General features: G+C 55.9%; 24 protein-coding genes. 13 read left to right on the top strand and 11 right to left on the bottom strand.

Annotated elements, in window-relative coordinates:
* The coding region (gene ligD / locus APH35_RS25145; RefSeq protein ID WP_060515705.1) for a DNA ligase D at positions 1 to 1,803 on the top strand (1,803 nt) is incomplete at its 5' end.
* A 350-nt stretch (positions 1,804 to 2,153) separates the two neighbouring features.
* Here the strand turns inward: ligD and APH35_RS25140 are convergent.
* Entirely contained in the window at positions 2,154 to 2,429 is a 276-nt protein-coding gene (locus tag APH35_RS25140; RefSeq protein WP_019751556.1) for a helix-turn-helix domain-containing protein, read from the bottom strand.
* Positions 2,430 to 2,519: 90 nt separating this feature from the next.
* Between APH35_RS25140 and APH35_RS25135 the strand changes: the two genes are divergently transcribed.
* Both APH35_RS25135 and APH35_RS29805 read left to right on the top strand, forming a co-directional pair.
* Positions 2,520 to 2,936, top strand: coding sequence for a hypothetical protein (locus APH35_RS25135; protein ID WP_019751557.1), 417 nt, complete (start codon positions 2,520 to 2,522; stop codon positions 2,934 to 2,936).
* Between the two features lie 690 nt (positions 2,937 to 3,626).
* On the top strand, positions 3,627 to 3,758 hold the full coding sequence (locus APH35_RS29805; protein ID WP_110096711.1) for a YHYH domain-containing protein: 132 nt from the start codon (positions 3,627 to 3,629) through the stop codon (positions 3,756 to 3,758).
* Positions 3,759 to 4,036: 278 nt separating this feature from the next.
* Here APH35_RS29805 and APH35_RS25130 read toward each other — a convergent pair whose 3' ends face one another.
* From APH35_RS25130 to APH35_RS25105, 6 genes are all read right to left on the bottom strand, one after another.
* Positions 4,037 to 4,366, bottom strand: a complete 330-nt coding sequence (locus APH35_RS25130; protein ID WP_019751558.1) for a DUF2790 domain-containing protein — start codon at positions 4,364 to 4,366, stop codon at positions 4,037 to 4,039.
* A 243-nt stretch (positions 4,367 to 4,609) separates the two neighbouring features.
* Positions 4,610 to 5,938 (bottom strand): OprD family porin, encoded by a 1,329-nt coding sequence (locus tag APH35_RS25125; RefSeq protein WP_019751559.1) that lies wholly within the window; start codon positions 5,936 to 5,938, stop codon positions 4,610 to 4,612.
* A 181-nt stretch (positions 5,939 to 6,119) separates the two neighbouring features.
* On the bottom strand, positions 6,120 to 7,355 hold the full coding sequence (locus APH35_RS25120; RefSeq protein ID WP_019751560.1) for a TolC family protein: 1,236 nt from the start codon (positions 7,353 to 7,355) through the stop codon (positions 6,120 to 6,122).
* On the bottom strand, positions 7,355 to 7,657 hold the full coding sequence (locus APH35_RS25115; RefSeq protein WP_019751561.1) for a DUF3240 family protein: 303 nt from the start codon (positions 7,655 to 7,657) through the stop codon (positions 7,355 to 7,357). Before APH35_RS25115 ends, APH35_RS25120 begins: the two co-directional genes overlap by 1 nt.
* Positions 7,650 to 10,733: an efflux RND transporter permease subunit gene (locus APH35_RS25110; protein WP_019751562.1), complete on the bottom strand. Its 3,084-nt coding sequence runs from the start codon at positions 10,731 to 10,733 to the stop codon at positions 7,650 to 7,652. The genes APH35_RS25115 and APH35_RS25110 overlap by 8 nt, the downstream gene beginning before the upstream one ends.
* Complete coding sequence (locus tag APH35_RS25105) at positions 10,733 to 11,845, bottom strand: efflux RND transporter periplasmic adaptor subunit (RefSeq protein ID WP_029380633.1); 1,113 nt, start codon at positions 11,843 to 11,845, stop codon at positions 10,733 to 10,735. The genes APH35_RS25110 and APH35_RS25105 overlap by 1 nt, the downstream gene beginning before the upstream one ends.
* A 199-nt stretch (positions 11,846 to 12,044) precedes the next feature.
* Between APH35_RS25105 and APH35_RS28885 the strand changes: the two genes are divergently transcribed.
* From APH35_RS28885 to APH35_RS25090, 4 genes are all read left to right on the top strand, one after another.
* Complete coding sequence (locus APH35_RS28885; protein WP_155738440.1) at positions 12,045 to 12,206, top strand: hypothetical protein; 162 nt, start codon at positions 12,045 to 12,047, stop codon at positions 12,204 to 12,206.
* 9 nt (positions 12,207 to 12,215) lie between these two features.
* On the top strand, positions 12,216 to 12,890 hold the full coding sequence (locus APH35_RS25100; protein ID WP_019751564.1) for a heavy metal response regulator transcription factor: 675 nt from the start codon (positions 12,216 to 12,218) through the stop codon (positions 12,888 to 12,890).
* Positions 12,887 to 14,281, top strand: coding sequence for a heavy metal sensor histidine kinase (locus APH35_RS25095; protein WP_019751565.1), 1,395 nt, complete (start codon positions 12,887 to 12,889; stop codon positions 14,279 to 14,281). The genes APH35_RS25100 and APH35_RS25095 overlap by 4 nt, the downstream gene beginning before the upstream one ends.
* A 201-nt stretch (positions 14,282 to 14,482) precedes the next feature.
* Complete coding sequence (locus tag APH35_RS25090; protein ID WP_019751566.1) at positions 14,483 to 14,692, top strand: hypothetical protein; 210 nt, start codon at positions 14,483 to 14,485, stop codon at positions 14,690 to 14,692.
* Between the two features lie 126 nt (positions 14,693 to 14,818).
* Here the strand turns inward: APH35_RS25090 and APH35_RS25085 are convergent, their stop codons facing one another.
* A complete protein-coding gene (locus APH35_RS25085) occupies positions 14,819 to 15,094 on the bottom strand; it encodes a metal/formaldehyde-sensitive transcriptional repressor (RefSeq protein WP_019751567.1) in 276 nt (91 codons plus the stop codon).
* A gap of 138 nt (positions 15,095 to 15,232) precedes the next feature.
* On the opposite strand from APH35_RS25085, the gene APH35_RS25080 reads away from it, so the two are divergent.
* From APH35_RS25080 to APH35_RS25055, 6 genes are all read left to right on the top strand, one after another.
* Positions 15,233 to 16,360 (top strand): nickel/cobalt efflux protein RcnA, encoded by a 1,128-nt coding sequence (locus tag APH35_RS25080; RefSeq protein WP_019751568.1) that lies wholly within the window; start codon positions 15,233 to 15,235, stop codon positions 16,358 to 16,360.
* Positions 16,361 to 16,575: 215 nt separating this feature from the next.
* The gene (locus tag APH35_RS25075; protein ID WP_019751569.1) at positions 16,576 to 16,749 is read left to right on the top strand and encodes a DUF1289 domain-containing protein; all 174 of its coding nucleotides are present in this window, start codon (positions 16,576 to 16,578) and stop codon (positions 16,747 to 16,749) included.
* Between the two features lie 162 nt (positions 16,750 to 16,911).
* A complete protein-coding gene (locus tag APH35_RS25070) occupies positions 16,912 to 17,853 on the top strand; it encodes a chromate resistance protein ChrB domain-containing protein (RefSeq protein WP_023629706.1) in 942 nt (313 codons plus the stop codon).
* Positions 17,846 to 19,216: a chromate efflux transporter gene (gene chrA, locus APH35_RS25065; RefSeq protein ID WP_019751571.1), complete on the top strand. Its 1,371-nt coding sequence runs from the start codon at positions 17,846 to 17,848 to the stop codon at positions 19,214 to 19,216. The genes APH35_RS25070 and chrA overlap by 8 nt, the downstream gene beginning before the upstream one ends.
* Before the next feature lie 181 nt (positions 19,217 to 19,397).
* Positions 19,398 to 20,702, top strand: a complete 1,305-nt coding sequence (locus APH35_RS25060) for an MFS transporter (protein ID WP_019751572.1) — start codon at positions 19,398 to 19,400, stop codon at positions 20,700 to 20,702.
* Between the two features lie 40 nt (positions 20,703 to 20,742).
* Positions 20,743 to 21,702, top strand: a complete 960-nt coding sequence (locus tag APH35_RS25055) for a zinc ABC transporter substrate-binding protein (RefSeq protein WP_019751573.1) — start codon at positions 20,743 to 20,745, stop codon at positions 21,700 to 21,702.
* Between the two features lie 26 nt (positions 21,703 to 21,728).
* Here APH35_RS25055 and APH35_RS25050 read toward each other — a convergent pair whose 3' ends face one another.
* The 3 genes from APH35_RS25050 to APH35_RS25040 form a co-directional block, all read right to left on the bottom strand.
* A complete protein-coding gene (locus tag APH35_RS25050; RefSeq protein ID WP_031314779.1) occupies positions 21,729 to 23,174 on the bottom strand; it encodes a sensor histidine kinase in 1,446 nt (481 codons plus the stop codon).
* 350 nt (positions 23,175 to 23,524) lie between these two features.
* Positions 23,525 to 24,202, bottom strand: coding sequence for a hypothetical protein (locus tag APH35_RS25045; protein WP_023629704.1), 678 nt, complete (start codon positions 24,200 to 24,202; stop codon positions 23,525 to 23,527).
* Between the two features lie 12 nt (positions 24,203 to 24,214).
* On the bottom strand, positions 24,215 to 24,577 hold a 363-nt coding region (locus tag APH35_RS25040; RefSeq protein WP_177335395.1), incomplete at its 5' end, for a HupE/UreJ family protein.

Raw genomic sequence — 24,577 nt, 5'->3', positions numbered from 1 at the left:
ACAAAGGTTCGACTCTTTACACGAAACGGGCACGACTGGACCCACAAATTGCCAAGGCAGGCCAAGGCATTGCTTTCCTTAGGATTGAATTCAGCTTGGCTAGACGGTGAAATTGTGGTCATCGACGACCAAGGCATACCGGATTTTCAGGCCTTGCAAAACGCTTTCGAGGCAGGCCAGAGTGGCAATATCTTCTATTACTTGTTCGATCTGCCCTATTTCAATGGCGTGGACCTGCGCGAGGTGCCGGTCGAGGAACGCCGGGCTGCGCTCTTGGCGATCCTAAAGTCCGGCAAAGAGCCCCTACTGCGTTTTTCCGAGGCCTTCATCGAAGACCCTAATGACTTGCTCACCAGCGCCTGTCATATGCAGTTGGAGGGTCTGATCGGCAAGCGCCTCGGCTCGTCCTACGCTTCTGGGCGCAGCAGTGACTGGATTAAACTCAAGTGTAAGCGTCGCCAGGAATTCATCATCGTTGGCTTCACCGATCCCACAGGCTCACGCAATGCATTCGGCGCCCTGCTCCTGGGGCTGCATGATCGAGACAGCGGTGAGTTGCGCTACGTCGGCAAAGTCGGCACCGGGTTTACGGAGGCGACTCTCAAGAGCATCCATGATCGAATCAAGCCTCTCCGAACCAAGAAACCTGCAGTGGCTAACCCGCCCAGAAGTGCAGAGCTCACTCGTGTGCATTGGCTTAAACCGCAGTTGCTGGCAGAAGTGGCCTATGCCGAAATGACCAAGGACGGCTCGGTGCGTCATGCGGTGTTCCATGGCCTTCGTGATGACAAGCCTGCCAGCGACATCACGGTGGAGCAGCCGACTATCATTAAAAATATCCATGGGAAAAATATCGATGCCAAAGCTTCCTCAGCCAAGAAGAAGGCCCCGACTGCGCCGTCTCAGATCAATTCTGAACATAGCAAGATACACATCACCCACCCGGATCGCGTCATTGACGCTACCAGCGGCACAACCAAAGTCCAACTCGCGGAATATTACGCAAGCGTGGCCGAGTGGATTCTCCCGCAGCTCAAGGACCGCCCTGTAGCTTTAGTGCGAGCGCCTGATGGAATTACCGGAGAACTGTTTTTCCAGAAGAACGCCGAGCGCCTTAAGGTTCCCGGCATCATCTCCCTCGATCATAAACTCACGGGCCAGCCAATGATGGTCATTAACAACGTCGAGACCTTAATAGGGGCGGTGCAGATCAACACAGTCGAGCTACATACCTGGAACGCCACCTCGGACCATCTCGACAAACCTGACCGCTTCGTCCTTGACCTCGACCCGGACCCGGCGCTGCCATGGAAAAGTATGGTCGAAGCCACCCAGCTGACACTCACAGTGCTCGATGAGTTGGGGCTCAAGGCGTTCCTCAAGACTAGCGGCGGTAAGGGAATTCACTTGGTGGTACCGCTGACCCGCAAGCATGGCTGGGATGAGGTCAAGAACTTCAGCCACGCTATCGTCAGCCACATGGCTAAAATGCTGCCTGAGCGATTTTCCGCAGTATCAGGGCCGAAAAACCGTGTCGGGCGGATCTTCATCGATTACCTGCGCAACGGATTGGGCGCGACCACGATCTGCGCCTACGCAGCGCGGACCCGCGAGGGGCTGCCTGTGTCGGTTCCGATATTTCGAGAAGAAGTGAAGGAGCTTAAGGGCGGTAACCTGTGGAACATACAAAATGTGCTTGGGCGATTGGCTGAAGTAGGCAATGAACCTTGGGCGGACATAAAGAAAACCCGGCAGACGATTACTGCCGAGATGCGCCGGCGGGTGGGCATGAAGAAGCTCTGACCCTGAGCCTATAAACCTACGATTGGGAATTTGGGCTTGAGTTGACCATGATGTTACCTGCCCGTGACCAGGGGTTTCGTCCGACTTGAACAGTCATGACCTCTATCTGGGAATGGAGTTTTCAATTCGCCCCCCACAAGCGCTGATGCGTCAATGCATGCCGCTAACCAGGCACATGAGCGTGTACGCGAGGGTGGACAGCTTTTCCAACCCCGCTCCAGATTGCCGAGAGGAATGCGGCTTTGAGGTGTTAGTGGCCTGTCGCAAAGGCTGCTAACTACCTTTTCTGTATGTGCATATTTCACCAGCTGCAGTCTGCATCAGCAGGCTAAGCCTACAATGTTGAGTCTTCAGTGCTCATCACCAATTTCGGTTCGGACGCGGGCTAGCAGCTCGTCAAGACTGCCCCCAGATTGCAGCAAAAAACCCTCAGCTAAAATGCTAAGCGGGTGCACACCCATCATGTCGGCAATTGAGGTCAGTTTGTTGACTGTTACCCCTTTCATCCCCCGCTCCAAGGAGCTGATGTAGGTTCGACTGCTGATGCTGCCAAAGTCCTCCTGTGTCAAGCCCTTACGAACACGAGCATTTCGTAGCGCTTGGCCCATGGCGTCATTCAGTTCCATTTGCGACTCCTGCAAAAGGAACGATGAGGCGTCATTGAACACTAAAGAACTACAATCTATAGTGTTCATTTTCGGTACGAGGTGGCCTGCATGTTCGTGACTCATCCAGGCGCTGAGCTTCGCGGCAGCCTTCACTTCCCTGACGGCAGTAGGCAATGGGCGATCGTTGAGCAGGAGCTGGCCTTACCTTGGCTGTATGTGTGCATTAGGCAGCTGGATAACACCTTTGATTTTCAGCGGATGATGCTCGTTTCTTGCGTGGATCACTTTCGCCAGCTACTGGAAAGCCTTCCCGCCAACGCGACCGTGACTTGCGTCATGAGCGTAATGCCTAGCGATGATGGCTCAGGCACGTGGACAATGGTGCCTGTTCAAGCCATTGAGTTGCATGAGATCAATGAGCGGTTAATGTTCTTGATCGATCTCGCCAACGGTACTCGATATGAGGAACCAGTCAGGGTTATGAGGCTCCCTTGCAGTCAGCGAATTGTCTATCGCGCAGGCTGATGAGTGAACCAGAGAACTGTGGCCGAGCCGGCATACTCCGCTCCCCCTGCCGCACTCACAGACAACCGCATCGCCATTTCAAGCAGCTGTCGACCACTGCAGTCTCGTGTTAGCATCAATACCGAGATTAGCCCCCACGCCTCGGACAGGTTCCTTTGATCTGTACTGCGCACCAGGGGGTTAGTTTTTTCTGAGCCACGACCTTGCGCAGTCTTTGTACCCGCCTTTTCCCCTACAGCCACTGCGTTCGGGCTGAGGGTGTAAACCACTTTTTTTCACTGTAAACCACTGTGGTTTACAGTGAAAAAAAGTGGTTTACAAGGCTGGGTAGAATCGGGGGGGGTCCGCCCTTCCGACTACGTTGCCAGTCAAAGTCAACAAGGTTATTGACCTGCCACAATTCTCGGCACACAGGCCGTATTTACCTATGGCTTAGTGCAGCCCTCTTTGCACGCGGGGTCCTCCGCACCCTCCGACTGATGCATGCTGTTCGTCAACGCCGGCCCGCGTTCAAGGCTGACGGTAGCGACTGACTCAGTGACTTGCAGCACAAGATGACGTCAGCAACGCGGTCCAAATTCAGGTCATTCATCAGCTTCCGGTGAGTAAGGCTTGGTGAATGACGGCGTTTCGCCATATCCTTCGCGAGTGGCGTATTGCCACCACAAAACTACACATGGAGTGAGCAAAATGAAGATCGTTTCCCTCGTGATCGCCGCTGTCCTTTCGTTTTCTTCAGTAGCCGCGGTTGCACACAGCGGCGGGACGGATTCCAAGGGGTGTCATACAAATCACAAGACAGGTGATCGTCACTGCCACTGAGCAGATTGATAGAAGTTAATTGCGCTGGTGTGCGAACAGCGTACATCAGCGCTACGTGTAGAATATTGACATTCGGACCCTTTACCCTAGGCCTCCGCAGAATTTTCGTCTTGAAACTCTCCGCTATCCCTTTTCACCACCTGCCAGCGAACTGGGGCTCGCTCAGCCCTAGGATGCATTTTTCACTGTAAAATCAGAAAAATTTGTAAACCTGGGATGACTAAGCTCAAACTTTTGACAACCATTTTTGGCGAGCAACCACCAAACCAGCTACATTTTTATTTATTGTTATAGCAATTACCCTTAACAATATATCTCACCATATGCAACTCACCCTTCGAATCTTCAAAGCTCATGATGCTTCGGACGTTTCCGCAATACATGACATTCTGCGAGACATGCACCAGTTTAGCAATATCCATGTCCATGCCATAACGATAATCCTTCAGCTCTGGCATAGGTTTATTAAGGCTCTGAGCATATCGAGCGGTGGCGTCTTTGCCGACTTGTTCCAGTCGGGCATTGATGTCTTTAACGTTGTTCTGCGCACTGACGGAAGCGGCGAAAAAAAATAGTGCGGCAGCGACGAAACCTTTCAAAATATTCATATTTTCCTCCATGCAAAAAAAAGCGCCCATTAAGGGCGCCAAAATTCACCTTTTCCAAAGGAGCACTTGTGCTTCAAAGGTGAATGCGTAGATGTGCCGACGATCGCCACCACATCAGACCACCGTGAAAAACGAGAGCAAGATTTCACAGTGAGATGCTCTTGATGCCTGGTGCTAAATTAGCAAAGTCAGACTAACAGCAGCATGATTGATCAATTACAATTTTGAAAGACCGCGCAATTCTTACAAGATACTGAGTGGGTACTCCACGATCAGGCGGAACTCATCGAGATCAGACTCGAACTGAGTGGATCGGGTGTTTGCTTGACGAATACGGAAGGACATATCCTTCATCGAACCGGTTTGGACGACATACTTGACTTCGATATCACGCTCCCAGCGCTTTTGGTCGGTGAGTGGATTGCCGCCCGCATCTCGACGCATATACACATTGTTTGCGTTCGAGTAGTCAGCGTCCGTACCCTTGCCGTAGCGTGCCATGAAGCTGAGCCCTGGAATCCCGTATTTCGCCATGTTCAGATCGTAGCGAACCATCCAAGAGCGCTCTTTCGGTGAGTTGAAATCGCTGTATTGGATAGAGTTATCCAGGTAGATCGAGTCCGACTGACGGAGATAGTCGAAGTCGTCGTCACCATTATTGCGTTGATGAGTGAGCGACACCGTATGAGCGCCGAAGCGCACACCGACTTTGCCGCTCCAAATGTTATTATCGAACTCACCCAGCAGCTTCTTGCCTTCATCCACGGCACGATAGTAGTTGAAGCCTGCCAGCAGAGCCAGCTCATCAGATATCGGGTAGGTGAACGATGTTCCAAAGTAACTTTGGTCCCACGCATCTTTCAGGCGGCTGGTGTACAAGCTGACAGTCGTGTACTTGTTGAGCTCATAGTCACCGCCGAAGTAGCCAACCCACGGAGAGTTGACTGGTCCTGCGTAGAAGGTAGCAAACGTGTCTCTCATATCGCTTGAGACAGGCTGGCTCATGGAGTGCAGACGACCACCCTGCAGGGTAAGTCCCTTCAAGCTGGTATTAGAGAAGGTAACGCCTCGGAACGATTCTGGCAGTAGGCGAGAATCACCAAACGAGACGACAGGCGTGGCCGGGAACACGTCGCCCGCCTTGATAACTGTATCAAAGGCGCGGGCTTTTACTGCGCCGCCAACCTTGGTGTACTCGTCACGCGCCTTACCTTCACTGTCAACAGGCAGCACATCGAACGAACTACGAGCACCGTTACGGCCACCGCCCGTATCGAGTTTCAACCCGATCATGGCGAAAGCATCAACACCCACACCCACAGTACCTTGAGTGAAGCCGGACTCGAATTTAGCAATAACCGCATGCGCCCACGCTTCGGAATATCCAGCGCCCCCTGCGCCTCGTTCTCCGTTGCGATTGTCCCGGTTGAAATAGAAATTTCGGTTCAGGACGGACAGACTGCTACCTTCAATGAAGCCTTCTTTTTCAGTGGTTTCAGCTGCGTTTGTAAGCGTGCTGGCACCTGCTAACGCGGATAAAACAGCAAGTGAAAGCGTGGCACTTTTCTTCATGATTGCTCCGTACCATGGCAGTTTCTTGTAGGAATAGGCCGGCCATTTATTATTCAACTGCTGAGTGGCGACCGCTTCCTATCATTACTGCCCAAAACTAACTGGAGCATGATAAGTTCATTACGATTTTGACAGATGGCCCGGCACTCCCTGCCGGGCACTTCAGGCTAAACGAGCGTGCTCAGCTTTCGTCCAACCCCCATATCCAATGGGCATCGATCAGCAGTGACAAGTGAGTCCGCAAAGTATCGACATGCGCCTGCAGTGCATTCGATGCCGATGTCACTGCTTGACGTCGAGATAGCAGCAGGGACTGCAGGTCAGCCTCACCCAATTCGTAGGCGCGTTGCATTTGTGCCTCGTTCTGAGCCATGGCCTCAGCCCCCTCTGTAGCAATGCGGAAGTTTTCATAGGCGCCTGAGGCCATCTCCACATCACTGGCAATCGCAGCTTCCAGTTCTCGCTTGATGAGGTCTACGTCCTGGCGGGCAGCACTCTCTTGGGCCATTGCCTGGCTGTAACGAGCACTGCGAGTACCGCTTGGAATCGGCATGCTGAAGGTCACGCCGTAGATTCTTTCCCTAGCGCCCTGCTCCGAAGCAGTGAACACACCCAGCGTCGGGTCTGGGATCTTGTCTGCCTTGGCACGTGCCGACTGGCCTTCACTTTTCAGCAAGCTGGCCTCTACCCTGCGCAGTACATCACTTTCGGCGAGGATCCGCTCACGCCAGGTTTCATACTGACCAAGCTCTGACGATGGCACCGGTAAAGCCACGACCTTTCGGTCGATACCCGGGAATCGCCGTGACAACGTCGCCCAACTGGCTGCAGCTTTGACCTTCGCCTCGTTACCCTGGCGAAGTTGATCAGCAATTTCGGCTTTCACGAGACTGACATCAAGCTTCGATGCGTCCCCCGCACGGTTACGCTTTTCAACCGCAGCAAGACTTTCCTTGGCCGAGGCCAACCCTTTGTTGGCGATTTCGAGAGCGTGTTCAGAGGCCAGCCAATCGAGCCACATCGTCATGAGCTCACGCGCAGTCTCGTGACGTACCTCACCATAAGTCGCATCCGCCAATTTGACCGTGGCACCACTGATATCCTGGTCTGCCTGGCCTTTGCCAGGCAGCCGAATGGTGCGCTGAATGCCAACGTTCCACTCGTTGTAGTTGGGACCAGCATCGACACGCCGCTGCTGGCCGGTTGCTGTCGCATTCCACTCGTAGGGCGACTTACGAATAATCCCCGCCTCAAGCATGGCTGCATCCATGGTCGATCTGGCCGACGCGACGCGCGGATCCGCATTGAGCAACGACATCGCCAGAGGTTTGGGCAGGATGTTCATGGGTGCGACTGGCTGAGCGCCTGCAACGGAACTCAGTCCCATCAGAACCACCAGGGGTAAAATGCGTTTCATCACATAAACTCCCCAAACTCACTGACCCGAACTGTCCAATAGCGCACGCCCGTGTTGGGAAACTCCTGCCTGAGCGAGTCCAGCAACGGCTCAAGATGCTGTTGCTCAACGACCAATTGGATCTGCACGGCACGGGCACGCCCCATCACGCGTTCAACTGGATTCAGGGCATCCGTGGACAGACCATGGGCAGCGACAGTAGCGCTGGTGAAGATCCTCGTGCCGACTGACACCAGCAAATGGTCGATGATTTTTTCTTCAAGGCTCGGGGTGCAGAGCAGCGTCAACCAGATGTCAGGCATCGGCAGTCTCCTTTTTGGCATGTGCAAAACGCAGATAGAGGATGGGAAGCAACATCAGGGTCAGGGCTGTTACGGTGATCAAACCACCAATAACAACGATGGCAAGAGGTCGTTGAATTTCAGATCCAGGTCCCGTGGCGAACAGCAGCGGGACGAGACCGAATGCCGTAATCGACGCCGTCATCAATACCGGGCGAAGTCGTCGGCGTGCGCCCTGAAGTACAACCTCCCTCATCGGTAAGCCTTCGCCATGAAGCTGGTTGAAGTAGCTAACCAGAACGATGCCGTTGAGCACTGCAATACCCAGCAAAGCAATGAAACCGACCGACGCAGGCACCGAGAGGTACTCTCCAGTAACCCACAGGGCGACGATGCCGCCCACCAGCGCGAATGGAATGTTGCTCAGGATCAAGAGCGCTTGGCGAACCGAGCCGAAGGTGGAGAACAGCAGGACGAAGATCAGGCCCAGCGCCACCGGAACCACGACGGAAAGCCGTGCTGCGGCGCGTTGCTGGTTCTCGAATTGCCCACCCCAGCTGATGCGATAGCCATTGGGTAGCTCAACCTGCTGAGCGACCAACGCTTTCGCTTCTTCGACGAAGCCGACAAGGTCTCTTCCGCTGACGTTGGCGATGACGACGCTGTAGCGACTGCCCATTTCACGGTCGATCTTCACTGGGCCATCGGCACGCTCCAGCTTGGCCACGGCGCTCAGTGGAATGGTCTTGCCATCAGGTGTAGTAATACGTACGGCATCGAATTCCGCGGGCGAATTGCGTACCGACTCGGCGGAGCGGATGAGAATCGGGGTACGCTGGTTACCCTCAATGACCAGCCCGGCCTGACGCCCTTCGATCTGCACGCGCAGCGCGTCCTGGATCGTCTCGACATCCAGCCCGAAACGGCCCGCTTGAAGGCGGTCAATTTCGACCCGCAGGTACTGCACGCCGTCGTTCTGAACGGTGTACACATCCTGGTTACCCTGAATGGTCTTGAGCAGCGATTCGATCTTGCCACCGAGCTGATTCAGGGTTGCCAGATCCGGTCCGTACACTTTGACGGCCAAGTCACCCCGCACACCGATGATCATCTCAGAGACGCGCATCTCGATCGGTTGGGTGAAGCTGTAGTCGATACCAGGCATTGGATCGAGGACCTTGCGGATCTCCTCCATCAATTCTTCCTTGGTGTCCATCCGCCATTCCGACATTGGTTTGAGCAGCAAGTAGGTGTCGGTCTGGTTCAGGCCCATGGGGTCGAGACCGATTTCATCAGAACCTGCCCGCGCAACGATGCCGCGAATCTCAGGGATGGCCTTCATCAAGGATTGATGGATCTTCTTATCCAGCTCGGCCGTCTGTTCAAGGCTCACCGAGGGAAGCTTCTCGATACCCACGATCAGGTCGCCCTCATCCATGGTCGGCATGAAGGTCTTGCCCACTTGTGTGTAAACGAGCCCCGCTACCACCAACATGGCGCCGGCAATGATTGCGATCACTTTCTGGCGAGCAAGCCCCCACTCAAGGATGGGGCCATACGCACCCAATAGCTTGCGTGCCAACCAGGGGTCTTCATGCTTGACCTCTCGCAGCAGATAGGAAGACAAGACGGGAATCACAGTCAGCGAGAGCAACAACGAAGCTGCCAGTGCGAAGACAATCGTCAGTGCAACCGGAACGAAGAACTTGCCCTCCAGATCCTGAAGCGTCAGCAGCGGCAGGAACACCGTGATAATGATCAAGATGCCTGAGGTGACGGGGACTGCTACTTCGCGAACCGCTCGGTAGATGATGTGCAGCCGTGGCAACTTCCCACCGGAAGTGTCTGTGGCCAGGCGCTGGACAATGTTCTCCACAACGACGACTGCGGCATCGACCAGCATGCCGATCGCGATCGCCAACCCGCCGAGGCTCATGAGGTTGGCGGACATGCCGAAGAAACGCATCATGATGAAGGTGATCAGCGCTGCAAGCGGTAGTACCAAGGCCACGGTCAATGCTGCACGAACGTTACCAAGGAACAATGCCAGCAGCAGAACGACCAATACGGTCGCTTCAATCAGTGCTTTGGATACGGCACCTACGGCCTTGTCCACGAGGGAAGATCGGTCATAGAAACTGGTGATCTTGACGCCAGGAGGCAAAGTGGCCTCCAGCTCCTTCAGCTTTTGCTGAACACCGCTGACAACTTCACGGGCATTAGCCCCCTTAAGGCCCAGCACCAAGCCCTGAACGGCTTCACCTTTACCGTCCTGGGTTACTACGCCATAGCGCGTCAGGGTGCCAAGGCGGACTTCGGCCAGGTCGCCAACGCGAACCGGTGACGAGTCACTGGGGTTGACCACGACAGCCCGCAGGTCATCCAGGGTGCGAATGCTCCCCTCACTGCGAACCAGCAGAACTTCATCCCCCTCACCGAGGCGTCCGGCACCATCATTGCGGTTGTTGGTGTTCACCGCGTTGGCCAGTTGCTGCAGGCTGACACCATTGGCAGCCATGCGAACGGGGTCCGGCAGCACTTCAAACGTACGAACCTGGCCACCCAACGAGTTGACATCAGCGACGCCGGGCACCGTGCGCAATGCAGGTCGAATGACCCAATCCAGCAGGCTACGGCGCTCGACCAGCGACATGGCCTCGCTATCGACGGTGAACATGAACATCTCACCCAGCGGCGTAGTGATGGGGGCCATACCGCCGCTGATACCGCTGGGCAGGCTGTCAGTCAGGTTGCCCAAGCGTTCGGACACCTGCTGGCGAGCCCAATAAATGTCCGTGCCATCCTGAAAATCGATGGTGACGTCGACCAGGCCATACTTGGTAACAGAACGCAGAATCTTGGTTTTCGGGATGCCCAGCATCTCGACTTCGATGGGCACCGCGATGCGGCTTTCCACTTCCTCAGGTGTCATGCCAGGCGCCTTCATGATCACCTTGACTTGGGTGCTGGCAACGTCCGGAAATGCGTCAATAGGAAGACCGCGGTAGGCGTACCAGCCCGCTGCGGTCAGCAGAACTGTCGCCAACACCATGAACAGGCGTTGGGACAACGAGAATTGAATGAGACGGCTCAGCATTACTCTCCGTCCTCTTCCAGCCAGGCACCTTTCAGCGCAATAACGCCAGCAACGGCAACCTGATCCTGCTCACGGATGTTGCCCTGCACGCGCACAAGCTGCCCGGCACTGGCCTCAACCTTCACAGGGCGCGCTTCGAAACCCTCAGGCGTACGGACGAACACAACGGAGTCAGCCTTGTTGCGCGCCACTGCGGAGATGGGGATATCCCAAGAATTACCGGCGGACTGGACCGGGATCTCGACAGTTACCAACTCACCCGGGCGTATAGCGCGCCCAGGGTTTTCGATCTCGGCCCGCAGCACTACAAACTGGTTGTCTGCTGTAACGGTCGGACTCAGGTTGATCACTCGCCCGCTCACATTCTTGTCGACGATCGTTACCGGTGCACCGGGCTGGATACCGATACTGGCCTGAGAAGGCACTTGCACATCCAGCCACAGGGCGTCGACCTGGGTGATGTTGAGCAACGATGTAGCGCCATCTACACGCTGCCCAGGGCGAACGGAGATTGCACTGACGATCCCATCCTGGACGGCGGTAAGGATTATCCGGTCAGATGGAATACCTGAACGGACGACTTGCTCCATCATCGGCGGGGTCAGACCTGCCAACGCCAGCTCCGCTTTCGTCTGGACCAACGTCGCTTCGGCTTCCTTCAGCGTGGCCTGTGCTTCCTGAGCCCGGCGCTTGGGAATAATCCCCTCATCAAAAAGCGTCTGCTCACGGGAATAGGCCTGACGGGCAAGCGTTGCACGGGACGCAGCCTGCAACAGTTGCAACTGAAGCTGGCTCATGGCTGGGCTGGAAAGCCTGGCTACGGGGTCGCCTTTGCGTACGGGTTGGTATTCGCCCACCAGTAACTGAACGACAACACCTTCCAGCGGGGAGCTGACGATCTGTTCAGCCTTTGGCGGCACGACAACTTGGCCAGGATAACGACTGCTGACCGTCTGCTTCATGCTTTGGACCGGTGAAACCTTGATACCCAAAGCCTGAATCTGGTCTTCTGCAACAGAGAACTTCTCAGCACTCATGGCGGGCCCGGAAATAATAATTGCGGTGAAAAAAGAGAGACTCTTTACACAGCGCAGGTATCTTTCATTGTTCATCAGAAGTTCCCCGTCAAGCGCCATAACAAGGACATGATCTCGACCTGTTTGAGGATTTGAAGATAAGCAAGGCGTGCACAACTATTGGGGCTAACTATTTAACCCGCTCGTCTGCTGCACTCTATGCGCGGAAGGGAAGTGTCGTAGACTCCTCTACTGCTCCGATTCTAGAGGGCAGCGACTATCAGGAACGTTACGGGTGAATTACAAATTTGTAGGAATTGCCCGGCCGCATTTTTTTCGCGCTAAGATCACCCTCAACGCGGCCTGCGGGCGCTTGAAGCCCCAAGCAAGACACACCCTGAAACACATGAAAAAATATTTAATTGACCGCAAGCAATATTTTACTGACGAATTTTAGAGATCAAATATGCGCGTTCTAGTTGTGGAAGATGAAACTAAAACTGCCGAATATCTTCAGCAAGGATTGACCGAGAGCGGTTATATCGTTGACCGTGCAAGTAATGGCGTAGACGCTCTTCACCTGTTCAACCATAACACCTACGGCCTGGTCATTCTCGATGTAAATCTGCCAGAAGTTGATGGTTGGGAAGTGCTGGAGACCATCAGGAAAACCAGCCGCGTGCGCATCATCATGCTCACCGGACGAGGCCGGCTTCATGAAAAGCTCAAGGGTTTGGACGGCGGAGCGGATGATTACCTGGTGAAGCCCTTCGAGTTCCCGGAGTTGCTCGCTCGCGTCCGCTCACTCCAGCGCCGCGGCGATGACATGATTGAAAGCAATACGCTCAAGGTCGCCGACCTGGAGCTTGACCCCGGCCGTCACCGCGCATTTCGCGGCGACCTGCGCATCGAGTTGACCACCAAGGAGTTTGCCCTGCTGCACCTGCTGATGAGTCGCGCAGGCGAAGCCCTGACGCGATCCCAGATCATCTCGCTCGTGTGGGACATGAATTTCGATTGCGATACTAACGTGATCGACGTTGCAATCAGGCGCCTGCGTGCGAAGATCGATGACCCGTTCCAGGTCAAGCTCATCCATACGATGCGCGGTGTTGGGTACGTGGTAGAGGACCGCTCATGAGGCAGTTGAGCCTGGCTGCCAAGCTGGGATTGAAAGTCGGCTTCATGAGCGTGCTTCTTCTGGTACTGTGCGCGTCCATTGGCTATGTGATGCTCGGCCAAGCGCTGGAGAGCACGGCCCGTTCAGCGCTTGAAACCAAAATGAGCGGCATGGCCCATAACATTGCGACCATCGAAGATGTATCGGGGGTGACCGCTGATTCCCACCTGCTCGTCGATCTCGCGATGGGGCACAACAATCTGTATGTCAGCATTTTCGACTCTGCTGACAGCAAGGCTCCATTACTGACCATCGGCTCCAAACAAGTGAGTTTCGAGCTCCATCGCTTCCCTGCTCGGGACGAATTGGCCTTCCATGAGTGGCAGGATCAATCGGGAAATCCGATGCTCAGTGCGGCGCAGATCATGCGCTTGAAAGACGGCACCCAGATTGGCGTCTACATGACTGTGGACGAGTCGTCGGACGCACAGCTCCTGGGCGCCATGGTCACTTGGGCGCTGACCGCATCACCGTTCATTCTGGCCGTTATTTTGATTGTGGCCTGGTGGACTGTCCGACGTGGCTTGCTGCCGTTGACCCGTTTTCTCAAGGTAGCGTCCAAGATTTCCACCGACAATCTGGGCCACCGCCTGCCCACTGACAAGCTGCCGGCAGAGCTTCGACATCTGGCGGATGGCATGAACTTTATGCTCCATCGCCTGGATGGTGGGGTACAGCAACTCTCGCAATTCTCGGACGATCTGGCCCACGAGCTCAGGGCACCGCTGTCAAATCTCATGGGGAAAGCACAAGTAGCGTTGTCGCGTGAACGCTCATCCGCTGAATACCGTGATGTGCTCGAATCCTGCCTGGAGGAGCTGGACCGCATGACGCGCATGGTTGCGGACATGCTTTTCCTGGCCCATGTGAGCCAGCCAGCTGCCTTGGTGGAATTTGAGACCGTGGCCTTGGTGGATGAAGTGCAGAGGGTCTGCGACCTGTTTGCCTTCTCGGCCGAGGAAAACGGAGTAGCACTGCAGATTTCAGGGAGCGCCGATGTCGTGAATGGCAACCGACTCATGATCCAGCGAGCAGTTTCGAATCTGCTATCCAACGCTATTCGTTATTGCCCGAAAGGCGAATCGGTCCAGGTCAAAGTCCACCGTGGCAGCGATCAGATTCAGTTGAGCGTCGGTAACCCTGGACGCGGTATTCCCGATCAACATCTGCCTCATCTGTTTGAGCGCTTCTATCGCGTGGACAGAGGCCGAGCACGTAGCGAGGGGGGCACAGGTCTCGGTCTAGCGATCGTGCGCTCCATCATGAGCCTGCACCAAGGCACTGCCAAGGTTGAAGTCAGCGGTGACAGGTATACCTGGTTCCATCTCAGCTTTCCGACCAGCCATCTGTGACCTAGCGCCCGGCCTCACAAGCTAATCCCAACGTAAGGCCTTCCGATGGATCGAAGGCCTGAAGCCTGTTCATCTCTTCAATCATACGGCGTCGTCTTTCAACATTGTAATTCGCGCCTCACGCTCTCGTCAGAGACAGGTCTTTAAGCTTCAGGGTATCGAAACCTCAAGATCACTACCGATCCAGCCCCGGAGTTTGATATGCGACTGACTAACCTTTTCCTGATTGGCGTAATGGCAGTGGGCATCAGCGGCCAAGCCTTTGCAGAGGGCGGGGCCGAGCGCTCACTGAAATTCAACAAAGAATTCCGCGATGACCAGAAACGCCTTTGGGGCGAGAAGGAAAAGGAGGCAGAGCAGTCGAAGCCTTCGTCCACCCAGCAAAAGGAGGGCCCTAAAAGCCAGTCCTGAGCTGATAGATGTGCTGTTCATCTACCTATTTTTTGCTGCTCGATGATCAAAGGCGCCTCGGCGCCTTTTCTCGTTTCTACCATCCCACTCCGCCATACCGACTACCCGACCTGCTAGGTCAGCTCCTCACTTCAAGTAAGACCTGAGTACCGAGGAGATTTTGTCTGCCTCCTCTAGTCGCTGAGCCGCATCCAGATGCTCTGCCGCCAGATGCTCACGGATATGGCCTTCCACCACCTCGGCCATCAGCCCATTCACCGCCCCCCGGATCGCGGCAATCTGCTGAAGGATTCCCAGGCAATCCTTTTCCTGCTCCAACGCTGCCTCCAGGGCGGCAGCCTGCCCTTTGATCTTCTTGACCCGAGTCAGCAACTGACGCTGATTCTTCATGGTGTGAGACATGACAACCTCTTTTCATATCCCCTACTGGGGGATAGTATTTTAAGGGTACGATTTCAACCCAATCGTACGACAATTTAAAGGGCGGCCTCTATGACTGCCGCCCTCACGCGCTATTGGCACTACTCCAGAGGTCTCACCATGGGTTTCGCAGAACTACTTCAGCAGGGTACCGCCCACGCTTGGCTCTACTTCCCAAGCGCCATCCTGCTCGGCGCCCTGCATGGCCTTGAGCCAGGGCACTCCAAAACAATGATGGCAGCCTTCATCGTCGCTGTGCGAGGAACTGCCAAGCAGGCGGCTCTCTTGGGGCTGGCTGCCACGTTCTCCCATACAGCCGTGGTCTGGCTCGTCGCCATGGCAGGGATGTACCTGGGCGGCAACCTTGATGCTGAAACCACCGAGCCCTACTTCCAGCTAGGCTCAGCAGCCATCATCATCGCCGTCGCATTGTGGATGCTTCTGCGCACCTGGCGCGGAGAGCAAATGTGGAAATTCGAGCAAGGTGACGGGCACGATCACGGCCATGAGCATGCCCATGATGAGACACGCCGCGTCGACACTGGGCATGGACGTGTTGAACTGTCGATATTTGAAATCGGGCAACCACCTCGGTGGCGACTGAAAACCTTAGATGGCCATCCATGGCAGGCCGCTCAAGTTAAGGCCCTCACGACTCGGCCGAACGGTGAAACAATGTCGTTCGCCTTCGAGAAACGTGACGGCTTCCTGGAATCCATTGACTCGATTCCTGAGCCTCATGAGTTTTCAGTACGCCTGACCTTGGGTCATTCCGACCATGCTCATGACTACGATCTGGAGTTTGCCGAAGCGCATGATCACCACCACCATGGCGAACTCGATCAGCTCGAACTGAGCGTCGATGGCTATCAGGATGCGCACGAGCGCGCCCATGCAAACGACATCAAAAAGCGTTTCGCCAACCGTGATGTGACTACCGGCCAGATCATCCTGTTCGGTTTAACTGGCGGCCTGATCCCATGCCCGGCAGCGATCACTGTTTTGCTACTGTGCCTGCAGGTCAAGGAAATCGCACTCGGGGCCGTGCTGGTACTGTGTTTCAGCATCGGCCTCGCCATGACCCTGGTAACTGTTGGGGTCGCAGCAGCGGTCGGAGCGAAACGCGCCTCCAATCGCTGGCCCTGGTTGGGAGCTGTGGCTCGTCGAGCACCGTACCTGTCCAGCATGATCATCATCGCCGTAGGCATCTACGTGGGTATCAACGGCTGGATCGGACTCACTAGCTAACGAGGGATGTCATCCAATCGTGCATTTTGCGCGTTTGGCGCTCCCGTTGCGGTCGTCGCCATTGATGGCCAATGCCGCAATGAGGGAATCACGAGCGGCTACTGCCGCTCCATGAAACCTGACCACAAATGTCCTTCGAGTGAGATATGTGGGTGCTGGCCACACTTGCTGCCGGCATTCGCACACTCCGACTCAGACCCACAGGTAATTCATCAATGGCTTCGCAAATCGAGAACCCTTGTATTTCACTCTGCCAATTGAAGGGAGATCTTTGTGTCAGCTGCGGGCGCTCAAAAGATGAGATCCGCAAGTGGAAGCGCATGAAACGTCCAGAAAAGATGGCCGCCGTGCAGAAAGCTGCCGCGAGACTGAAGGGGCTGAAGAAGTAGCCCTGGGGCACCATTCAGCGCTCCAGCACCAGAGTTCAAGTGGATAGCGTCGGCGCCGCCACGCTGCTCAACGGGCTTTGCGCATGCGGGCATTTACTCGTTGATTTCGACCGACTCAAGACCTAATGTAGATACAGATACATTTTTTGTTGAGTATTCTACATGAGCGAATGGTCGCTACTGATTCTCGGGCTTCCCACGGCTAACGCCACGGAGCGAATGCGCGCTTGGCGAACCCTCAAGGCTTCTGGTGCTGCAGTACTACGAGATGGCGTATACCTGCTGCCACAACAAAGCACGGCTCGCGAAGCGTTCGAAGCCGTGGAACGAGACGTGCTGGCGATCAATGGCACGGCATTTCTGCTGTCTCTGCCTGAGCGTGAGGAGCGCTTCAGTGGGTTGTTCGACAGAAGCGAGGACTACGCCAAGCTGATGGAAGAAATTGCAGGCTGCCGAGCGGATCTTTCACCGGACAACGCCCTGCAAACCGCGCGGCAGGTGCGCAAGCTTCGAAAGGCTTTCAGCCAATTGGCGGCGATCGATTTCTTCCCTGGCGTGCTCAAGGCTCAGACTGACTCGACCCTGCAGGCGCTTGAGACCGCAATCAGCCGTGCACTGTCATCCGATGAGCCCAGTGCGCACGACGAGACAATCATCAGACTTGAGCGCAGCGAATACCTGGGTCGCCGCTGGGCGACTCGAAAACGCCCCTGGGTGGATAGGCTGGCGTGTGCCTGGCTCATCCGTCGCTTCATCGATGCTGACGCCCAATTCCTTTGGCTGGAAAGTCCCAGCGACTGCCCGACCGATGCGTTGGGCTTCGACTTCGATGGCGCGAGGTTCAGCCATGTCGGCCAGCGGGTGTCGTTCGAGACCCTCATCGAAAGCTTTGCGGTTGAACAACCAGGCCTGTCTCGGTTGGCAGCTGTTGTTCATTACCTGGATGTAGGTGGAAGCCAGCCCTCCGAGGCACCTGGCATCGAGCGCGTCCTCGCGGGTTTGAGAGAAAGCATTGGCGATGACGATCAACTGACAACGGTCGCCGGAGGCATCTTCGATGGCCTGCTGACGGCTTTCGCAAGTGAGGAAAAACAAAATGGTTGATACCACCTCCGCAGTCAGCGAACAGCCTCCGTCGCAAGCTGCTCAGCAGCCGATCGGCTTGTTTGAAGCGTTTCTGTTTTGGCTCAAGCTGGGCTTCATCAGCTTTGGTGGACCCGCCGGGCAGATTTCGATCATGCATCAGGAGCTGGTTGAGCGACGGCGGTGGATCAGCGAAAAGCGATTTCTGCATGCGCTCAACTACTGCATGTTGTTGCCTGGACCAGAGGCTCAGCAACTCGCCACGTACATCGGCTGGCTCATGCACCGTTCATGGGGCGGTGTGATTGCCGGTGCGTTGTTCGTGCTGCCGTCATTGTTCATCCTGATCGCTTTGTCCTGGGTCTACGTCGCCTTCGGTGAGGTGCCCGTGGTGGCTGGGATTTTCTATGGCATCAAACCGGCGGTCACTGCCATCGTCGTTCACGCGGCTCACCGGATCGGGTCGCGTGCACTGAAGAACGGCTGGCTGTGGGCCATGGCCGCCGCTTCGTTCGTGGCCATCTTTGCCCTCAACGCCCCATTCCCGCTTATCGTGCTGGTAGCCGCCATCATTGGCTATTTAGGCGGTCGCTTTGCTCCAAGTAAATTCGTGATCGGAGGTGGCCATGGCGCCACGAAGAACAGCTATGGACCTGCCCTGATCGATGACAACACCCCAACGCCTGAGCATGCCCGCTTCAGCTGGGGACACCTGCTGCGACTACTGCTGGTCGGTGCTGCGCTCTGGGTCCTGCCCATGGGGCTGCTGACGCTGTCGTTTGGCTGGGACGGTACTCTGACGCAAATGAGCTGGTTCTTCACCAAGGCCGCCCTGATGACGTTTGGCGGTGCATACGCTGTGCTGCCCTATGTCTACCAGGGCGCTGTCGGGCACTACGGGTGGCTGACACCCACCCAGATGATCGATGGCCTCGCCTTAGGGGAAACCACGCCAGGGCCACTGATCATGGTAGTCGCCTTCGTAGGCTTCGTCGGGGGTTACGTGCATCCAATGTTTGGCGCAGAACACCCGTTCCTCGCCGGCGCAATCGCGGCGAGCCTCGTCACCTGGTTCACTTTCCTGCCGTCGTTCATCTTCATTCTCGCCGGTGGCCCATTGGTAGAGTCGACGCACAACGAGATGAAGTTCACCGCACCACTGACCGGCATCACCGCAGCAGTTGTGGGGGTAATCCTGAATCTGGCGCTGTTCTTCGGCTACCACGTGCTTTGGCCAAAGGGGTTCGCTGGAACATTCGACTGGCCTTCAGCGCTGATCGCGATCGCTGCAGCGATTGCCTTGTTCCGCTTCAAGCGTGGCGTCATCCAGGTACTGCTTGCCTGTGCCCTGGCCGGTCTGGCAGTTCATATGTTGCGTATCTGATGCCGGTTGCCGGCTGACATCGTTGGCCGGCTCCTCAACAAGCACCTTGCCCCCTGAAAGTGCATGCCCCTGACTAAGCCTGGATTGACCATATCCCCCCCAGGGGGATACGCTATAACCAATTCACGCTGCCTGCGATGCCATATCGCGGCCAGGAAAACAGCACTGCAGGGAGGTTTGCATGCTATCGGTCCTGAAAAATCGAACCTACAGACACCTGTTCCTGGCTCAGGTCATTGCACTGGTGGGTACCGGGTTAGCCACCGTTGCCTTGGGCTTGCTGGCCTTCGATCTGGCGGGCGCCCAGGCAGGCGCAGTACTGGGTACCGCGTTGGCGATCAAAATGGCGGCTTACATCGGCGTCGCACCCGTTGCGGCTGCGTTCGCGGAGCACCTGCCTAGAAAAGCCATGCTGGTAACGCTGGACCTGGTGAGAGCCGCGGTTGCTTTGCTGCTGCCGTTCGTTACGGAGATCTGGCAAGTCTATGTACTCATTTTTGTCCTGCAGTCCGCCTCTGCTGCGTTCACCCCAACCTTCCAGGCAACTATTCCAGACATCCTGCCCGACGAACGCGAATACACCAGAGCGCTGTCGTTGTCTCGACTAGCCTACGACCTGGAAAGTGTCATCAGCCCGATGCTCGCAGCGCTGCTGCTCACCGTGGTCAGCTTCCACAGCCTGTTTGCCGGCACTGTCGTGGGCTTCCTGGTATCTGCCGCGATGGTAGCCACAGTGGTTCTGCCCGCTGCTATACGCGGCCCCAAACGCAGCATCTACGAGCGAACCACCAAAGGTATGCGGATCTTCCTGCGCACTCCACGACTGCGTGGCTTGTTGGCCTTGAACCTGACCGTCGCGGCAGCCAGCGCGATGGTCATCGTCAATACCGTCGTGCTTGTTCAATCTCGTTTCGGGTTGCCGCAGAGTTCAACGGCAATGGCGCTCATGGCATTTGGTGCAGGATCAATGATCGTCGCACTGGCACTCCCACGCCTGCTTGAACGTCTGGATGACCGAAAGGCGATGCTCGCTGGCGGCGCGGTCTTGGTCGTAGGCCTGCTGCTCGGGACCTTCGTGAACAGCTATTGGAGCCTCGTGGGGTTGTGGGTTGCACTGGGAGCTGGTTACTCCCTTGCTCAAACCCCATCAGGACGCATCTTGCGTCGTTCATCAACTTCCCAAGACCGCCCAGCATTATTCGCTGCGCAATTTGCCTTGTCCCACGCTTGCTGGCTGATCACCTACCCCCTGGCTGGGTGGCTAGGCGCTAGCGTTAGCCTGACCGCGTCTTTCATTGGCCTGACGCTTGTCGCAGCAATGGCTTGGATTCTGAGCAAGCAGATATGGCGACCGGAGTATGACGAAGAGGTGGTCGCGCATTCTCATGTCGACTTGCCGGAAAACCACCCACATGTTGCTGAAGGTAAGGCACATGCCCACACATTCGTGATCGATGATGATCACCCCAAATGGCCGGGTTGCTGATTCTGCTGGGTCTGGCTGTTCAATTTTTGAAGGACGTTTAATGCTCAAGAACGCGTTAATGATCAGTGCTGCAATGATGCTGGGGATGGCAAGCCTCAAGGCGTCAGCCGCTGTAAACCTGGTGACCAGCATCAAGCCTCTGCAACTGATCGCGGCGGAAGTGCAGGACGGATTAGGCGAGCCTGTCGCGGTCGTGCCGGCGGGTGCCTCCCCACATAGCTTTACGCTCAAGCCGTCAACGGTGAGGGACTTGCAACAAGCCGACCTGGTGTACTGGATCGGTCCGGACTTGGAAACTTATCTGAGTAAAACACTAGAAGCCCGACGCGGCAAAACCGTCTCGATTCAAAACCTGGACGGTCTGCATGTCCGCCACTTTGGCGATAGCCAACTTGGGAAAACCAATCAGGTAACCCCTGACGAGCATCCGGATGATGCCCACGACGACCTTCACCGCCCGGGCTCCATCGATGTTCACCTCTGGTTGAACCCGGGGAATGCATTGATCATCGCCAAGCAAATGGCAGACGATTTAGCAATCGCAGACTCGCAAAATGCGGAGCGCTATCAAGCCAATTTCGCAGCATTCCGAGAACGTCTAGAACAGCAGGATGGGGATTTGAAACGTCGCCTGGCCCTTCTGTCAGGTAAGCCATTCTTCCTGTTCCATCAGACCTTTGATTACTTCGAGGAGGCTTATGGACTGAAGCACAGAGGCATCCTCACGATAGGCAACGAGATTCAACCCGGAGCCCGACATGTCGCCGAGCTCAAAGCACTGCTCAAAGATGCAGGTGCCAGCTGCATTTTCTATGAGCCACCCGTACGCCCCAAGTTGGCGGAGACCATTGCTGCAGGCATGCCAGTGCGCTTCGCTGAGCTGGATGCCCTCGGCTACGGGATCACGCCTCAAGCAGGTGGTTACAGCATGCTTCTTGATCGTTTAGGGCAGTCAATGGGTAGTTGCCTGGAGCAACTCGATCGCAAGTCCTCGTCATGAAATGCTGAGGGATCACCCAGGCTTCATCACTGAGCCGCAAGGGCAAAAGTAAGACGAACCTGGGTCCCCTCGTTCTGCGCACTGTGGATGTCTACCTGTCCACCAAAGCGCTCCATGATGCGTTTGACCATCACCAACCCAATGCCCAAACCACCTTGCTTGGTCGTTGTGAATGGCTGAAAGAGCCTTTTGCGTTGTGATACCGACATCCCGCTACCGGTGTCGGCGATCGCGATGGTCAGTTTCGGTTCGGAGGAATGTCTGAGCACTTCGATGGTGAGAAGGCCCCCTTTTGGCATTGCCTCAAGAGCGTTGGAGAACAGGCTGTTCAGGACCTGCAGGAGCAGGAGGCGCTGGCTCAGAACCGCTGGCTGGTCATTGGCTGCTACAAGTTCAACTTCAACGCCGCTACTGCGGATTTGCGACTGGAAAGAAGCCAAAGACTCTTCTACCACGGCCATGGGATCAACGTTTTCGCTGGCTCCGGCTGATGGGCCGGATGTCACAAGGAGGTCGCGGACCCATTGCGACATGCGATCAACCTGATTGATCACGTCATTCAGGTTACGTTGCAGCCCATCGGGTGCCATCGCCTGCATGAGCTCCGCACTCGATCGAATACTCGCCAGAGGATTACGCAGACTATGGGCAACAGCGGAAGACATCTCACCCATCGCGACTAGCGTTTCATTTTCGATAATCTGCTTTTGCTGGGCGATGAGAAGGCCTGCCGCTTTCCGCACGACCCGGTACAAAGCCAGGTAGATCAGCGCTCCCCCAATCGAAGTGGCCAGCCACATCAACAAATAGCCGCGCTGCGTTCTGGCGATCAGATCCGAGGGCTCCTTGTAAATTTCAATAAGGGCAACCGCTTCGCCAGAAGCATTGAGCATGGGAATGTAGTTTTCAATGAACAGCCCTTGTGGAGGCCTTGGGAAGTTCTGCTCCTCTCTTTCAGGTACCGCACTGTGATAGGTCGCGAACACACGCTTTCTGGTTGCGAAGGAACGGGCCAGTTCCTCGTCATCCCATATTTGCATGCCGACCAGTGCTGGATTGCTTGACCAGATCACGACGTTGTCAGGGGCGTAGATGTTGATCAGTAACGAATCAGGTTGCTTCGAAATGTTGTCGATGTGTGCCAGAAACTCTCGGCGGGCAGTTTGTCGCCGAATGCGCTCCTGGTTCGATAGAACGATATCGGCCCGAGGGTCCAACACCTCCCCCATCTGACGGTTTGGCAAGTAATGTTTGCTCAACTCACTGGAAGCCAGCGACTGAATGAATTGTGCAGTGAGGGCCGCATCGCGCTGGATGCTTTCGTTCACAACGAATCGAGAGGCGATGAAACCCAGGCCCAATGCGACCAGAGTGATGATCAGGACACTCACAATGGAAAACCAGCGCAGCAAATCGAACTGCATAAGGCGCGCAGTTGCATCCCTTCCAACGAAAAAGTCCCGTAAACGCATGTGAGGCCCTCTCCCAGGCTTTCTGACATGTGCATTACGGGTTATAGCTCAACCTGATCACCCCACCTGTTACACGTCAGGTAATTAGCGTGGTGGCCTATCGATGGGGGATGAACGGAGACAGTTGCGGGGCCGAGCGACCCCGCAACGTTCAATCACTCGTGAGAGTGCCCATGGCCCTCTGAACCAGAGGTGCCCTCGGTTTCTGTACCGCCACAGGCGGTCAAGAGGCCGAGCAAGCAGATCATCATGATGGAACGGGTCAGTTTGATAGCCATTTGGCAAAATTCCGGAAAATTGACTGTAGGTAAAACCGGCCCCCCGCACTCGACATGGGCGCCGGTCGCGGTTTACTTCTTGACGTTCAGATAGTCGCCTGATGTCTGCAGCGCGATGGTCACATTGCCCGAGGTGCGGTTACGCCAGAACCAGCCGTGGGTTCCATCGAACAGCGCTGTCAGCTCGCCGTTATCGCCTTTGACCTGACGCCCCTTGCTGTAACTGTGGAAATCGCCTTGCGCAGCGTTGTAAGTCTCACCGTGGGTATCGTGGTTGACTGGACCGGAGGCCGTCCATTGGTAAGAAACCACGCTGCCCTTGAGCATCTCCAGCTTGATCTCACGACCCTCGCCAGGTTTGAGGGTCAACGTAACCTCGTCAGACTTCGCGGCTGACTTTTGAGCGGCTGGCTGAGCGGGTTGCACAGCTGCAAGCTGCTGAACCGGTGCAGGTGCCTGAACAGGTGCAGGAGCCGGAGCCGGTGTAGCCGCTACCGCGGCAACAGGTGCTTTGGCCTGTTGCGCAGCCAACTCATCAGCCAGAGCCTCCTGAGCCAATGTGATCTTGATCTCCCCCATCTGGGTGAGGCCCATGGCACGACCGACGCCTGTCGGGTCCACCGCGTATTCCGATGGCATTACAACGGTAACGAGCAGCCCCATCGCAACGGCAAACGCGATAACAGAGGAACGGACGAGTTGACGGCTGGACGGCAGTTCACTTGCCGAAGGAAGTGGAGAATTGAACATGATCGAAGGTCCTTAAGCAGAGATAAACAGGCCGGTAATCTGGTAACCCATCAAGAGGAAACCGGCGCTCATCATGGCAACGTTGGCGGTATAGGCATGGCGCCAGAAGCTTGGTGTGCTGCGCCAGAACCCCATCAGGATGAGGATTGCGCTCAGCGCCAAAAGCTGGCCGATTTCGACGCCTACGTTGAAGGCAATCAGGTTGGGGATCAGGCCATCCGCCGAAATCTCGTACTCCTGGATCTTGGTGGCCAGGCCGAAACCATGCAGGAGGCCGAAGATCAAGGTCGCGGCCTTTGTATTAGGCTGATAGCCGAACCAGCGCTTGAAGGCGCCCAGGTTGTCCAAAGCCTTGTAGACCACCGAGAAGCCGAT

Source organism: Pseudomonas sp. NBRC 111132 (assembly GCF_001320565.1).
GTDB lineage: Bacteria > Pseudomonadota > Gammaproteobacteria > Pseudomonadales > Pseudomonadaceae > Aquipseudomonas > Aquipseudomonas putida_P.
Note: the sequence above shows the minus strand (reverse complement) of the source record. Positions and strands in the feature narration are given on the sequence as shown.

Coding starts and splice junctions, on each gene's coding strand:
- APH35_RS25050 (WP_031314779.1), bottom strand. CDS start 23,174: ATGCGTTTACGGGACTTTTTCGTTGGAAGGGATGCAACTGCGCGCCTT.
- APH35_RS25105 (WP_029380633.1), bottom strand. CDS start 11,845: ATGAACAATGAAAGATACCTGCGCTGTGTAAAGAGTCTCTCTTTTTTC.
- APH35_RS25080 (WP_019751568.1), top strand. CDS start 15,233: ATGGGTTTCGCAGAACTACTTCAGCAGGGTACCGCCCACGCTTGGCTC.
- APH35_RS25070 (WP_023629706.1), top strand. CDS start 16,912: ATGAGCGAATGGTCGCTACTGATTCTCGGGCTTCCCACGGCTAACGCC.
- APH35_RS25115 (WP_019751561.1), bottom strand. CDS start 7,657: ATGCCTGACATCTGGTTGACGCTGCTCTGCACCCCGAGCCTTGAAGAA.
- APH35_RS25045 (WP_023629704.1), bottom strand. CDS start 24,202: ATGTTCAATTCTCCACTTCCTTCGGCAAGTGAACTGCCGTCCAGCCGT.
- APH35_RS25110 (WP_019751562.1), bottom strand. CDS start 10,733: ATGCTGAGCCGTCTCATTCAATTCTCGTTGTCCCAACGCCTGTTCATG.
- APH35_RS25095 (WP_019751565.1), top strand. CDS start 12,887: ATGAGGCAGTTGAGCCTGGCTGCCAAGCTGGGATTGAAAGTCGGCTTC.
- APH35_RS25130 (WP_019751558.1), bottom strand. CDS start 4,366: ATGAATATTTTGAAAGGTTTCGTCGCTGCCGCACTATTTTTTTTCGCC.
- APH35_RS25135 (WP_019751557.1), top strand. CDS start 2,520: ATGTTCGTGACTCATCCAGGCGCTGAGCTTCGCGGCAGCCTTCACTTC.
- APH35_RS25060 (WP_019751572.1), top strand. CDS start 19,398: ATGCTATCGGTCCTGAAAAATCGAACCTACAGACACCTGTTCCTGGCT.
- APH35_RS25100 (WP_019751564.1), top strand. CDS start 12,216: ATGCGCGTTCTAGTTGTGGAAGATGAAACTAAAACTGCCGAATATCTT.
- APH35_RS25055 (WP_019751573.1), top strand. CDS start 20,743: ATGCTCAAGAACGCGTTAATGATCAGTGCTGCAATGATGCTGGGGATG.
- APH35_RS25075 (WP_019751569.1), top strand. CDS start 16,576: ATGGCTTCGCAAATCGAGAACCCTTGTATTTCACTCTGCCAATTGAAG.
- APH35_RS25120 (WP_019751560.1), bottom strand. CDS start 7,355: ATGAAACGCATTTTACCCCTGGTGGTTCTGATGGGACTGAGTTCCGTT.
- APH35_RS25085 (WP_019751567.1), bottom strand. CDS start 15,094: ATGTCTCACACCATGAAGAATCAGCGTCAGTTGCTGACTCGGGTCAAG.
- APH35_RS29805 (WP_110096711.1), top strand. CDS start 3,627: ATGAAGATCGTTTCCCTCGTGATCGCCGCTGTCCTTTCGTTTTCTTCA.
- APH35_RS25090 (WP_019751566.1), top strand. CDS start 14,483: ATGCGACTGACTAACCTTTTCCTGATTGGCGTAATGGCAGTGGGCATC.
- chrA (WP_019751571.1), top strand. CDS start 17,846: ATGGTTGATACCACCTCCGCAGTCAGCGAACAGCCTCCGTCGCAAGCT.
- APH35_RS25125 (WP_019751559.1), bottom strand. CDS start 5,938: ATGAAGAAAAGTGCCACGCTTTCACTTGCTGTTTTATCCGCGTTAGCA.
- APH35_RS25140 (WP_019751556.1), bottom strand. CDS start 2,429: ATGGAACTGAATGACGCCATGGGCCAAGCGCTACGAAATGCTCGTGTT.